Below are 13,801 nucleotides of genomic sequence, written 5' to 3'. Positions count from 1 at the left end.
CAAATAGAAAAAAACAATAAAACAAGACTAACATTTGACATCTCCACTGATTTAATTCTATAATTCAAATTCTCTCCAATAAAAGGGGGGATAAACAATTGTTTGAATCACAAAACTATATAAATCTTGTGAATTTACTATACTTTTTTGAAGAATAGAACTTTTGTTTATTTGCTTAAAAGCAGTGACATTCCTGCTCCTTTCCAGTATCATAAAAAATTGTGTACTATGTGCGAATCTATTATTCAACATTTGTGAATAACATCCAGGAGGGAAAGGGAAATGTCTATTTTAATAGGAATAATTGGGCTGCTTTTAACATTGGGCTTGTCATATCTTCTGTCAAATGATAAAAAGGCCGTTAACTTTAAAGCGATTCTTATTATGATTGTTATGCAATTATTAATAACTGTTGTGATGTTCAAGACAACTTTTGGCTTGAAGATTATTGAAGCTACTTCTAATGGTGTGTCGAAAGTACTTAGCTTTGGTTATGAGGGAGTCGACTTCGTTACAGGCGGTCTTGTTGATGAAGGAGTAAGTGTATTTTTCCTTAATGTACTGATGCTGATTATCTTTACATCCACATTATTGTCTGTGCTGACTCATATTAGAGTTCTGCCATTGGCTATCAAATATATCGGCGGAGCATTGGCGAAGCTTACTGGTCTTTCTAAGGTTGTAACTTTCAACAGCATTAACTCTATTTTCTTTGGACAGTCAGAAACTATTTTAGCGATTAAATCGCATTTGGATAAAATGAATGACAACAAGCTGTTCGTTGTATCGACTTCTGCAATGGCAAGTGTATCTGCTTCTATCATGGGTTCATATATGAATATGATTCCTGCGAAGTATGTATTGATTGCCATGCTGCTTAATGCGTTGTCTGCCCTTATCATTTCTACATTGTTCTGCCCGATCAAAAAGGAAGAGGACGAGGAAATCAACATTAAAGAGGTTTCTACAACGAATTCTATTTTCGGAGCAATCTCTGCAGGAGCTCTTGATGGTGGACGAGTTGCTTTAATTGTTGCGGCAATGCTTGTTGCTTATGTAGGTTTACTGGCACTAATCAATTCTTTCTTTTCAGCAATCTTCGGTATTGGCTTTACAGGAATTCTAGGCTATATCTTTGCGCCAATCGCTTGGATTATGGGTATACCAGGCCATGACATCCTTGATGCAGGTTCTGTTATGGGTACGAAGCTTGCGGCAAACGAATTCGTTGCGATGCTGCAGTTCCAAGAAATGATTCCAAATCTGTCTGAGAAGACGGTCGGTATTGTTTCCACATTCCTAGTATCATTTGCTAACTTTTCTTCCATTGGTATTATCTCTGGGTCCATCCAGGCAATCAATGGTGAAAAAGCGGATGTTGTTGCTAAATTTGGTTTGAAAATGCTGCTTGCAGCAACTCTATCATCTGTTCTAACTGCAACAATAGTTGGGTTATTTATATAATGTTTAAAAGGCTGGTGCCAAACACCAGTCTTTTTTTATTATTATATTGATTTTTCTGAAAAATAGCTTACGATAAAGGAAGGCGGAATTTATTTCGGATATAGAAATAAGGCTGAAATTATCGGAGGTGGAACAAAGTGATAGAATTATTGAAGGAACTGACAGCACTGCACGGACCATGCGGTTTTGAAGATGATGTTGCGGCATTTATTGCAGCACGCCTGCGCGGCACTGTTGATACAATTGAAGTGGACGGTGCTGGTAATTTAATAGTCACGAAAAAGGGCAGCAAGCCAGGACCAAAAATTGTCGTTGCTGCACATATGGATGAAGTAGGCTTTATTGTCAAAAAAGTAGAAGACAATGGTTTGATTCGCTTTGAGAAATTAGGTGGCCATGATGACAGAATCCTTCTTTCGCAGCGAGTACAAATCAAAACTGGCAGAGGTCTGCGTTCAGGGGTTATTGGCACCATATCTGCTCATATGGTGAAGTTTGATGATGCGCAGAAGGTTCGTTCTCATAAACAGCAATACATAGACGCAGGTGTTACAAGCAAAAAAGAGGCAGCGGAACTGGGGATTGAAGTGGGTGATTCGATTGTTTGGCAGCCTCATTTCGACCTGTTAACAGATAAAAGAATCAGCGGCAAAGCTTTTGATGACAGAGCAGGCTGTGCCGTGCTAATTAAAGCACTTGAGGAACTTGATGCAACTGATTTTGCAGGAGAAATTATCGGCGCCTTTACTGTTCAGGAGGAAGTCGGCTTAAGGGGAGCAAGGGTTGTTAGCCATCAGACGGATGCTGATGTGGCAATTGCTCTTGATACGACAGCAGTCAGTGATACTCCTGAGGAAATGATGGATAAAACACTTGCCTTAGGTGCTGGCACCGGTATTAAAATTATGGATTTTAGCTTGATTTCTAACAGGAAGGTAAAAGAGCAGCTCCAGTCACTGGCAAAAGAACACAGCATTCCTTATCAGCTTGAAGTGTTTCCTGGAATTGGAACAGATGCAGGAGAATTAAGCCTTGCGGGTAAGGGGATACCGACAGGAGTGCTCTCTATTCCTTCCAGATATGCACATTCTCCAAATGAAGTGATTGATATAAAGGATTTAGAAGCGACAAAGGATCTCTTGAAGGTATTTATTCTTCATATGAGAACAGCTAGTGAATATAAATTTAAGATTTAACACTTGAGGATGGCTCCCGAGCCGTCCTTTTTACATTTGCTGGGCAAGAATTTTACGCAGCTTTTCTACCGCACCTTTTTTCCAAGCCTTCACTGCTGACATGCTGACATGCTCTTTTGCAGCAATTTCAGCTATTGTCAACTGCTGGATGGAAAAATAGCTGACCCACTTTGCTTCTTTTGCAGTAAGTGTACTGCACAATGTTTGAATATAGTGCTCATCTAGAGTCAGCATGTGACTTCCAGCCGTTTCCCAAAATGCCTCCTCAGGGTATACAGTCTGCTGTTCCTCTTTAGAACGGCGTTTCAGTTCATCGAGAAATCTTCCTCTCATATACATATACAAATAAGAGTGAAACTTTCCTTTATCTTCTTTATAGTTCTGCCATGCTTCCCAGATGCTGATAAGGCCAATTTGCACAAACTCTTCTTTATTTTTATAGATAGATAGTTTTTTCAGCAAATGGTGAATCATCGGTGTATACTGTTCGGTTAACAATTGATAGTCCTTGTCATTCAACAGAAAATCCCTTCCGAAAAAGCGCTTTTTCTTGTTAGTTTCCTAGGTGCTTTCAATATATAAGAAATATTAACAGGCTGCGAATAGTGGAAATCTAACTTTGGTAGCTCTAAATAGATATTGAGCTGAATTAGGTGCTCCACATTTGAAGTTAAATCGAAGTAAATGGTAAGTTTTATACAAATTTTACATTGGTATCAAATTAACTTAATATATAGCCGATAAAATAAGGGGAAATTAATTTTTATTTAAAATAATAGGAAGTTTATCTAATATATAGGCAAGGGAGTTTCGATCGAATGGAGATTACAGTAGCAGGAACAGGGTATGTAGGATTAGTGACTGGCGTATGTTTGGCAGAAGCAGGCCATGTAGTGACATGTGTTGATCCCATTCAGGATAAGATTGATTTATTGAATAAAGGCATCTCTCCTATTTATGAGCCGCAGCTAGATGAGCTGATCGTCAGAAATAAGGATGCTGGCAGCCTGTTTTTTACAACAGACCATAAATCAGCATATGCAAATTCAAGTGTCATCATCATCGGTGTCGGTACACCAGAAAACGAGGATGGCTCTGCCAATCTTACGTTCTTATACACTGTGGCCAGACAAATAGCCGAAAATATCCAAAGAGACTGTTTAGTAGTGATTAAATCGACTGTTCCAATCGGTACAAACGATAAGGTCGAAGCATTTATAAAAGAGCATGTGAAGCGTGATATAAACGTTGAGGTAGCCGCAAATCCGGAGTTTTTGGCACAAGGCACTGCTGTCAGAGACACACTTCATGCATCGCGAATCGTTATCGGTACAGAATCAGAGAATGCAAGACAGCTCTTAACACAAATTTACCAGCCGTTCCAGCAGCCAATTCTTAATATGGGACGCCGCAGTGCGGAAATGGTCAAGTATGCGTCCAATGACTTTCTGGCACTTAAAATCTCCTTTGTGAACGATATTGCCAATCTATGTGAGGCAGTTGGTGCTAATATTGATGATGTTACGAAAGGGATGAGCATGGACAGCCGGATTGGGGACAAATTTCTGCAGGCTGGTATTGGTTACGGTGGCTCATGCTTCCCGAAGGATACGAAGGCGCTGCACTGGCTGTCTGAGGAAGAAGGCTATGTTCTTCGCACTGTGAAGGCAGCGATTGAGGTTAATGAAAAGCAGAAGTTTAAGCTCATCAAAAAGGCAAGGAAAGACTTTGCCAGTTTTGCTGGCTTGAAGGTGGCTGTTTTAGGTGTCACTTTTAAGCCGGGAACAGATGATTTGCGAGAAGCTCCGTCTATTCCGAATGTTCGCTTGCTTTTGAACGAAGGCGCATCTGTGCATGTCTATGATCCGGTAGGAGAACAGAATTTCAAAAAAATCTACCCGACCGAAGTGGCTTTTGCATCAACCATAGAAGAAGCGTTGCAGGATGCAGATATTTGCTTTGTGTTTACAGAGTGGCCGGAAATCAAGAATGCTCCTTTAACTTTGTTTACAGAAAATATGAAAACGCCGCACGTATACGACGGCAGGAACTGCTATGCACTTGCGGAGGCAGAAGAAGCTGGAGTCCATTACCACTCCATTGGCCGTCCGTCTGTGAATGAAAAGGTTTTGCAAAAAATTTAATAAAATAAAAGGTGGAAAATGAAGCAAAGATTAGGATTCGAGATTCTTTTGCTTCATTTTCTTTTTTTGTTTTCTCCACAATCATCTTTCCCCATTTTTTTAAAGCAGTGCCATTCATCAGTCCCCAAATAATCACAGGTGCCATGACGTTTAAGGCAAGCACGGTGTAGACAATCACCCAGATGAACCACTTGGCATTGAGGACATATTCGTAAATCCATGTATGATATAAATTCATTGGCAAATACTCCTTAATAAGTAAAATTCTATTATAGCAATTGGAACTATATTCTATTTAATCAACAAAAGCAGTCATAATTATACATTTTTCAACAAAAAGAATAGAACGGCATACAGTTGGTTATGAAGGATAAAAGAAGCTGTGAATGATACGCAGATTAAAGGATGATGAATAATGGTAGCAAATAATACACCTCAGCGAGATTTCACCTATTCACTAACCTATAACAGTTCCACCATTAAGGAGCTTCTTGGCGGCAGTGCCGATTTTATTGAACGGAAAGTAACCTTTTTAGAAAAAAAGGATGTTCATGCTGCTTGTTTTTATATTGACGGTTTAGTAAATACGCAAATTATTGAAAAGATAGTGCAATCCCTGATGTTTGAAGGAAATGAGGTCATTATCCGCAATGACTTGGATACTCGTGATATTGAGAGGCTCTTAGAAGAGCATGTTCTTATGAACACTAACTTCATTGAAACGACAGAGCTTGAGAGTGCTATAAAATCGATTTTATCTGGTGACACAGTGCTGCTTGTTGAAGGCTGCAACAAAGCCTTTCAAGTGCCGACAAAAGGCTGGGCGCAAAGAGGAGTATCAGAGCCTCAGGCAGAGCAAGTTGTGCGCGGTCCGCGGGATGGCTTCACAGAAAGCATTCGAGTTAACACTGCTCTTGTGAGAAGAAGGATACGAGATACAGGCTTTCGTCTCGAAGAGTTGAATGCAGGGAAACGTACGAAAACAGACATCAATATTGCCTATATAAATGGAATTGTTAAAAAAGGGCTTGTCGATGAAGTGAAGGAACGTCTGAATAGAATTGATATTGATGGCATATTAGAAAGCGGTTATATTGAGGAGCTGATAAGGGACGCACCATTATCTCCTTTCACGACCATCATGAGCACCGAACGTCCTGATAAGGTCGCTTCCTCGCTTCTAGAGGGCAGGGTGGCGATTTTTGTTGATAATACACCCTTTGTTCTTGTTGTACCAACTTATTTCTGGGAGTTCCTGCAGGCGAGCGATGATTATTATTTAGGTTTCATGGCAGGAAGCTTTTTTCGAATTGTCCGCTATACAGCCTTTATTCTCAGCTTAACATTGACGTCGATTTATGTGATGCTTGTCAGCTTTCATCAAGAGATGATTCCAACCCCTCTCGCGTTAACAATCGCTTCAGGGCGTGAGGTTGTCCCCTTTCCTGTCTTGCTGGAAGCGTTGTTGATGGAGCTGACCTTTGAGCTGATGCGGGAAGCTGGTTTGCGCATGCCAAAACCAGTCGGCTCGGCTGTGAGCATCGTTGGTTCTCTTGTTATTGGGCAAGCAGCTGTTCAGGCCGGCATCGTGTCACCATTTATGGTCATTATCGTGGCGACTACCGGGATATCCTCTTTTGTAATTCCGAACTACTCAGCCTCTTATTCAATCCGGCTGATACGATTTCCGTTGTTAATTGCATCAGGAACATTAGGATTGCTTGGCTTTGCATCAATGTTTGCACTTATAGCAATTCACGCCTTAAGCATCCGCTCATTTGGCGAATCCTACTTAGCACCAGCAACGCCTTTTCAGCCGCAGGACCAGAAGGATACTATTTTCCGCATGCCATGGTGGGCAATGAAGAAGCGCCCTCAATTAGCAGACAATGATACTTCTAAGATTGGGGAAAGCCAGCTGCCTCAGCCTCCAAAAGGAGATGAGCATGGAGAAAGCACCCATACGAAGGCAGAGGAAACCTCTGAGCGGAAGGAGCCGGAGAGCAATGCCGAACAGCAGTCAGAAACGAAAGAGGACAGCGGTGGGACAGGCATTAAACAGCTGAAGAGACGAAAGTCACCAAAAGGAAAAGGGGATGAGAAATGATGAAAAAAATCATCCTTTTTCATGCGTTGCTGTCTGCTGTTCTTTTGCTTGGGGCATGCTCGGGCAAGCGGGAAATTAGCGATTTAGCTTTAGTGATGGCAGTTGGCCTTGATAAAGGAGAAAAGGAAGGGACAGTTAAGGTAACAGCCCAAGTAGCCAGACCTGCAGATGCCCGGGGCCAGACAGGAGCACCATCAGGTCAATCAGGAGAGCCAGTTTGGACGGTGGAAACAGAAGGCTCATCGATTTTTGAAGCAATCCGTCAAATGTCGAGCATGTCATCACGAAGGGTTTTTTGGGCTCATAACTTTATTATTGTCATTAATGAGGAGGTAGCGAAGGAAGGAATCGGGGATGTCATCGATTTCTTCACACGTAACCCTGAACTAAGAATGAGAACATGGGTAACTGTAACACCAGAGAAAGCGAATGAAGTCATTTCTACCGTTACAAGTCTTGAAGTAATCCCAGGCGAAGCACTCGCAAAGCTGTTTCGCTACACAACCATATCTAATCAGGCGCCGAGAACAGTGATTATGGACTTGTTAAGTGCTTATTTAAGTGAGTCGACAGAGCCGCTGCTTGCGAGGGTTGCCTTTGAAACGAGTAAAATTGACAATAAAGCTCCTGATAAAGGAGCACAAACGAAGCAGGTCGTCTTAGCAGGGGCCGGTATTTTTAAAGGGGATAAGCTTGTGGGAACATTGAAGCCAGAAGAGTTGAGAGGGCTGGTTTTGTTCAGAGAAAAGCTCGATTCAGGTGTGGCAGTAGTGAGCTGTCCTGATGATCCAAATACGCCTCTAAGTGTGGAGTTAACAAATCAATCCTTTAACGTGAAGCCAAAATATAAGGATGGTGACATCAGCTATGATGCGTCCTTTAAAGCGCATATCCGCGTTGTGGAAGCAGGCTGTTCTCTTGACCTGTCTAATAAAAAGCATGTAAAGAAGCTCGAAGACAATGTGGAAAAAGAGCTGACAAGTCAAATAAAGACAACAGTGGATAAAATCCAAAAAGATTACGGAGCAGATGTATTGGAACTAGGGAAGGTTTTTCAAAACGAATATCCATATGAGTGGAAGCATTATGCTAATTCTTGGGATGAAGTATTTCCAACTGTAAAGATAAATTTAAAGGTTAGTGCAAAAGTAGAGAGCGGATCCCTGCTTTATAAGCCGACAACATCAGGCAAAAAGGAGAAAAAGGAAGAATGAAAGTACAAATAACAAATGGCATGTTCATGGCATTGATTATTAATATGCTTTATGCGAAGTCAATTGGACTGACACAAGGCATTATGGCAAGGGAAGTGGGTGGAGATATATGGATATCCACGATATTTTCTTCGATTCAGGGCATTGTCATTATGGCAATTGTGATTTTTGCGATTAAGCGGCTCCCGAATGGAGATATGATTGATCAGTATGGACAGATACTAGGAAAATGGATTGGCAAAGGGGTCGCAGCCCTTGTATTTTTGTTTTTCTTAGGTGCATATGGCACGATAATGGCTACTTTCGTTTACCATTTGAAAGATTATTTTTTACCTGAAGCTCATACTATTTTGTTCATTGTTGCTGCCTTTCTAATTGGGTCATATGCCATTCATTTTGGCATAGAAGTAATTGCAAGAATGGCGCTTATCGGTGTTTTCTCTGTGATGGCGTTGAATATTTTGCTTCTGGCAGGATCGATTAGTGAATTTGATATTAAAGAGCTGCAGCCAACCTTTGACTCCGGCTTCTTCTCAACATTATGGGCAAGCAGGCATCATGATGCAGACTGGGCAATGGCGACAATGATGGCTTGTATGATTCTTCCCCTTGTCAGAGATAGTGCGACATGGATTCGATCAAGTACGTCTGGGTTGATTTTCAGCGGTGTCATCATCGTCATGTGGCCGATTTTAGAGGTTGGTGTTCTGTCGCCAGAAGTTGCTGCACAATATATTGTGTCTTGTATGCAAATGGCCAGAAGTGCCGAAATCGGTCTATTTTTGCACCGTTATGAAATGATTATGATTGCCTTTTTCGCGCTGTCCATTTTAACACAAATTATGATGACGTTTTTATGCTCCTCTATAGCTGTTCAAAAAATCATCGGCTTAAAGGATTATCGTCCTGTAATCATTCCTGTTGGTCTTGTTCTAAGTGCCTTTAGCTATTGGATGATAGGCAGTCATCATCGGGCAATGGGCATCATTGAGAAGGAATGGGTTCTTGTCAGCCTCAGCATTGCCATAGGGCTGCCTGGGATGCTGTTTGTATTAGGAGCGATATTTAAGAAAAAGCTTAAAAAGAAAGAGGAAGCAAAAACAGTCTAGGATAAAAAGGATGAAATTTAGTGAAAAAATCATTTGCTGCAGGCTGCTTTTGGGGCACCATTATATCAATACCAATTTGGATTCTTGTCATTTGGCTCATCATTAAGCTGTTGTTTTAGCCTTGTTGCTTAAAGGCTTATCCTTTTATGTTTTTTATGTAAAATACATCGTTTAACAGCATATAGTTAAGAAAGAGAGGAGGAAGCATAGAGATAACGTACATAAAAAAGAAGAATAAAATGGGGAGGAGATAAGGTTGAGTGAAGTGTTTATCCCAAAAACGATGATTAATGGCAAGGTAGTCATCTGGACATATGTCGAACATCTTCAGAGTGCTGTAGAGTGGTATTCTTATATTTTAGAGCTGGAACCTACAGAAAGACATGATGCCGCCTATTTCTTTACCATAAATGAATATACAAAATTGGCCTTATGCAACCGTTATTTGAGAAATCCAATAAACCAGCTTCCAGTCAATGATTGCCTTGATTTGCAAGCTGATGACATCTTTGCGGCACATGAGCAGCTAAAGGAAAAGGGTGTGCTGGTCGGTCCTGTTGACAATCCATTCCCCACATACTATGAGTTTTATTTTGTAGACATAGAAAATAACAAAATTAGAATCCATGGCTTTGCTTGAATTAATGAAAGCGTTTTAAATATTTAAATGTTGATTCTTATAACGGTACGGGCACCAAATTAGGCGGGCAGCATACAGTAAAGCATAAAAACTGAAAGGGGATTATGCATGTATTATCCGCCTATTAATCCATACAATGTTGCAAATGAACAAGATCCATATCGTTTAAACCAAATCGGAGGAGGATCTTTCTTTCCTATTCCTGGTGGTCCTCCGAGCGGTCCGCCGCCATTTTCTCCAGGAGGACCTTCCTTCCAGCCGGATTTTGGGGGACCTTCTTTCCAGCCGGATTTTGGAGGAGGTTCAGGAGGCGACCAATATGGTCCTCCATCAGGACCGCCGCCTACCTTTACACCGCAGCTTCAGGGACCACAAGGACCACAGTTGTATGCAGTTGATCCTGGTTCTATGAGAAGATGCAGATTCCGCTACACTTATGTGTGGCTGCGCAATGGCAACTCATTCTGGTTCTATCCTACTTATATCGGCAGAACTTCTGTTGCTGGATGGCGCTGGAGAAATAACCGCTGGGTGTATTACGGAACAGATGCAGACCGCATTTCTTCCTTCCAATGTACGTAAATTAGTTCCGGCCTTCGTGAATCAGCAGATTTTCCTGCTTTTTGCGAAGGCTATTTTCAAGTTCATAGCCTTTAATTGCTGCTTCTAAAGCCAAGCGGCTCGTTGGCTCAGTAAACCCATCGCCAAGGAGACTCCGTATTTTCTCCAGCCTGTGATACAAGGTTTGCCTGACGATAAACAGCCTTTCTGCCGCCATCTTTCTGGAGCCGTTGCACTCAAAGTACACGGCCAATGTTTTGAGGAGCTCGCTGTTATTTACCTTATCATATTCAATAATTCCCCCTATATAATCCTCGATATAGCGCTGTAATGCCCCTGTTTTCTGAAGGGGGAGCAACAGCCGGTATATGCCGAGATTGTCGAAAAAAGGGCTGATTGTTTCAGCCTGTTTTCGTAAATGCAGGACGTCATTTGCCTCTTCATAAGCCTTTGTCACAAGCTCAAGGCTCGAGTAAGACGAGCTTATTCCAAATAATTGACCATTCAAAAGCTTAGCACACAGCTGAGTCAGCTTTACACGGAGCTTTTCCCATTGGCCATTAGTATTTACATTACTGGGACTAGAGAAGATGATACAAATAATTTCATGTGGATGAACTGAAATGATAGGAGAATATCCTTCCTTTTGCAATAATGTCCGCAGCATCATCGCCGTATGCGTGTTTTGAAAATCCGCTTTGCTGTTCATGAAGCTAAGCAGGTTTTGATGTGTTGGAATACACAGAAGCCGGTAAGCTGCATTTGCATAATAGGTAGGCAAGATAGAATGAAAACGATTAAAGTCGACAGAGTCGTTGGACAAGCAGGAGCGAATGAAATCCTCTTCTAAACAATGCTTTTTTTCTGCTAATTCTTTATAGCGCAGAGTCACTTGTGATATGGCAGTTGCCGCTCGGTCAAGTACAAGTGTGGAGAAATCATGATGGATTTGATCAGCTTCCATTAAGACGATATAGCCCCACACCTGGTCAAACATCCGAACTGCTGCTGAAAGAAGGATGTCATCATTATGCTCCATATATGGCCGATTCTCTAAGTCTAGTTCCTTTATAAAAAACGCAGCTTCCTTTTTATTAACTGGATAATATTGAATAGAGTCTGGTGAGAGAAAGCAGACTGGCTTGTGAAAATACTGGTAAACAGCCTGCAATATTTTCATGATGCCGTTAGGCTGCAAGGAAAGGGAGTGAAATTCCGTTGACAGCCGGTCAAGGTCAGTCAGCATTTCGTGGTGACTATTAATGATTGCAGTATGCAAATCCTGCGTGATTTCGACAAATTTGACTGTTTCTTCAAACACAATAACAGGATAATCATGCATCTCTGCAAGTGCCAGTGCATCTTGTGCAATCCCAAGTATGGAGGAGCCAAGCTCGATACATATGCAAGCAGTATTCAGCTTAATCAGCTTTTCTATATAAGCTAACTGACTTTTTTGACCGTACTGCAGATTCATGCCTGTCGTTAAAATCAGCTCCTCGCCGTTTACAAATTCCTCTGCATTATTGACTTCTAATATATGAGACCACTTCACGGGACGGTTTAGTCCTTTCCTCCCTGCAAGCACCTTTGCAGAATGAAATGGCTTGCGCTGCAAAACATCCTCAACTGTCAGCATCATCTTCATCACTTTAGCCCCCACTTTTGTTAAATGATTTAGCTTACTATGTTACATGATGTTAAATGACAATTATTTAAATAATCTGTAAATTAGATACTATCTTAAAAAATGGCTTGCCGTCAATCCAATTGGAGGGGCACGGGCACAAAGAAAGGGGTTATTAAAATGGATCAGCTGCGAACTGCTTCATGGACTGAAAAGGATCAAGGGAATGTTTGGCATCATATCTCTCCATATGTGGAGGAAAAGCCGGCAATGATAACAGCTAAAGGAGAGGGAGCATGGCTGACTGACCATGAAGGGAACAGGTATATGGACGGTATGTCAGGGCTTTGGTGTGTGAATATCGGATACGGCAGGGAGGAGCTCGCCCAAGCAGCATTTGAGCAGATGAAGGAGCTTTGCTATGCCCCGTTAACACAGAGCCACTTGCCTGCTATACAGCTTGCAGAAAAAATCAATGAATGGCTGGAAGGCGAATATATGATTTTCTATTCAAACAGCGGTTCAGAAGCAAATGAGGTAGCTTTTAAAATCAGCCGCCAATATCACCAGCAAAATGGGAATTCAGGCCGCTATAAGTTCATTTCCCGGCATCGAGCTTATCATGGCAGCTCCATGGGAGCGTTAGCTGCAACAGGACAGGCATTGCGGAAATATAAATATGAGCCTTTAGCGTCTGGCTTCCTGCACGTAGCACCTCCCGATCCGTACCGCCGACCTAACGGCATGACAGCAAAAGAGCATAGTAATTTAAGGGCAGAGGAATTGGAACAGAAAATTATCTGGGAGCAGAAGGAAACCATCGCCGCTGTTATTATGGAGCCGTTAATTACAGGCGGCGGCATTCTGATTCCAGATAAAGTGTATATCGAAAAGGTGCAAGAGATATGCGAGAAATATGGTGTCCTTCTCATCATTGATGAGGTGATTTGCGGGTTTGGCCGAACAGGGAAAAAATTCGGTCATCAGCATTTTGGAATAAAACCGGATATTGTGACGATGGCCAAGGGGCTGACAAGTGCCTATCTGCCTTTATCTGTGACCGCCGTAAAAAAGGAAATCTTTGAGAAGTTCAAAGGAACTGAAGAGAATGTCCATTTTCGCCATATCAATACATTTGGCGGAAATCCATCCGCCTGTGCTGTCGCTTTGAAAAACCTTGAAATTATCGAGGCGGAGAATCTGGTAGACAGATCAGCAGAAAAAGGCTCCTTTCTTCTCAAGGAGCTGCTGCCCCTTGCCGAGACTCACCCGAACATCGGGGATGTCCGCGGATTAGGAATGATTGTCGGCATCGAGCTTGTTGCTAATAAACAAAGCAAAGAGCCAGCACCGTCTGCTTTTGCTGCCAAGATTGTTCAAGCGTGCCGGCAGGAAGGACTCATTATTGGGAAGAATGGCGACACTGTCGACGGCTACAATAATGTGCTGACCATTTGTCCGCCCTTATCAAGTACAGATGCAGATCTCATGTATTTGATTGGGACATTGAAGAAAGTATTGGCTGAGAATATTTGTCAGTAGATTGTAAGATTATCTGCCATTAATAATATTAATGAATAACGGATGCCATCATGGGGGAATTTGCCTTCTCCCATTGGTATTACTGGCATGAAGCAAGATAAGAGCTTGTTCTCCTGTTCGTAATGAAGCTAAACTTGATTGAATACTATATAGACTAACAAATAATTACCAATTATAATTTATGAAACTATTCCTTA

The 13,801-nt window shown here is 41.7% G+C and carries 11 protein-coding genes; 9 read left to right on the top strand and 2 right to left on the bottom strand.

All coding sequences use genetic code 11. The features are described 5' to 3' along the window. Positions 1 to 282: 282 nt before the first annotated feature. Complete coding sequence (locus M3600_RS04365; protein ID WP_233315737.1) at positions 283 to 1,464, top strand: NupC/NupG family nucleoside CNT transporter; 1,182 nt, start codon at positions 283 to 285, stop codon at positions 1,462 to 1,464. 137 nt (positions 1,465 to 1,601) lie between these two features. Further along, positions 1,602 to 2,660, top strand: a complete 1,059-nt coding sequence (locus M3600_RS04360; protein ID WP_237941955.1) for a M42 family metallopeptidase — start codon at positions 1,602 to 1,604, stop codon at positions 2,658 to 2,660. Positions 2,661 to 2,690: 30 nt separating this feature from the next. Here M3600_RS04360 and M3600_RS04355 read toward each other — a convergent pair whose 3' ends face one another. Continuing rightward, on the bottom strand, positions 2,691 to 3,179 hold the full coding sequence (locus M3600_RS04355; RefSeq protein ID WP_251644802.1) for a sigma-70 family RNA polymerase sigma factor: 489 nt from the start codon (positions 3,177 to 3,179) through the stop codon (positions 2,691 to 2,693). A gap of 299 nt (positions 3,180 to 3,478) precedes the next feature. Between M3600_RS04355 and M3600_RS04350 the strand changes: the two genes are divergently transcribed. From M3600_RS04350 to M3600_RS04325, 6 genes are all read left to right on the top strand, one after another. Further along, positions 3,479 to 4,804: a UDP-glucose dehydrogenase family protein gene (locus M3600_RS04350; protein WP_251644801.1), complete on the top strand. Its 1,326-nt coding sequence runs from the start codon at positions 3,479 to 3,481 to the stop codon at positions 4,802 to 4,804. Positions 4,805 to 5,219: 415 nt separating this feature from the next. Next, the gene (locus M3600_RS04345) at positions 5,220 to 6,911 is read left to right on the top strand and encodes a spore germination protein (RefSeq protein WP_251644800.1); all 1,692 of its coding nucleotides are present in this window, start codon (positions 5,220 to 5,222) and stop codon (positions 6,909 to 6,911) included. Next, entirely contained in the window at positions 6,908 to 8,125 is a 1,218-nt protein-coding gene (locus tag M3600_RS04340; RefSeq protein WP_251644799.1) for a Ger(x)C family spore germination protein, read from the top strand. The genes M3600_RS04345 and M3600_RS04340 overlap by 4 nt, the downstream gene beginning before the upstream one ends. Then, positions 8,122 to 9,234: a GerAB/ArcD/ProY family transporter gene (locus tag M3600_RS04335; protein ID WP_233315730.1), complete on the top strand. Its 1,113-nt coding sequence runs from the start codon at positions 8,122 to 8,124 to the stop codon at positions 9,232 to 9,234. The genes M3600_RS04340 and M3600_RS04335 overlap by 4 nt, the downstream gene beginning before the upstream one ends. Before the next feature lie 256 nt (positions 9,235 to 9,490). Continuing rightward, the gene (locus M3600_RS04330; protein WP_233315729.1) at positions 9,491 to 9,874 is read left to right on the top strand and encodes a VOC family protein; all 384 of its coding nucleotides are present in this window, start codon (positions 9,491 to 9,493) and stop codon (positions 9,872 to 9,874) included. Positions 9,875 to 9,982: 108 nt separating this feature from the next. Next, complete coding sequence (locus M3600_RS04325; RefSeq protein WP_233315728.1) at positions 9,983 to 10,456, top strand: hypothetical protein; 474 nt, start codon at positions 9,983 to 9,985, stop codon at positions 10,454 to 10,456. A 1-nt stretch (position 10,457) separates the two neighbouring features. Here the strand turns inward: M3600_RS04325 and M3600_RS04320 are convergent, their stop codons facing one another. After that, entirely contained in the window at positions 10,458 to 12,083 is a 1,626-nt protein-coding gene (locus tag M3600_RS04320) for a PucR family transcriptional regulator (RefSeq protein WP_251644840.1), read from the bottom strand. Between the two features lie 159 nt (positions 12,084 to 12,242). Here M3600_RS04320 and M3600_RS04315 point away from each other — a divergent pair, with 159 nt between their 5' ends. After that, positions 12,243 to 13,604: an aspartate aminotransferase family protein gene (locus tag M3600_RS04315; RefSeq protein ID WP_251644798.1), complete on the top strand. Its 1,362-nt coding sequence runs from the start codon at positions 12,243 to 12,245 to the stop codon at positions 13,602 to 13,604. Positions 13,605 to 13,801: the final 197 nt, after the last annotated feature.

It is taken from the genome of Niallia sp. MER 6, from assembly GCF_023714395.1.
In the GTDB taxonomy this organism is placed as follows: domain Bacteria; phylum Bacillota; class Bacilli; order Bacillales; family Cytobacillaceae; genus Niallia.
This window is presented reverse-complemented; position numbering and strand designations above follow the sequence as displayed.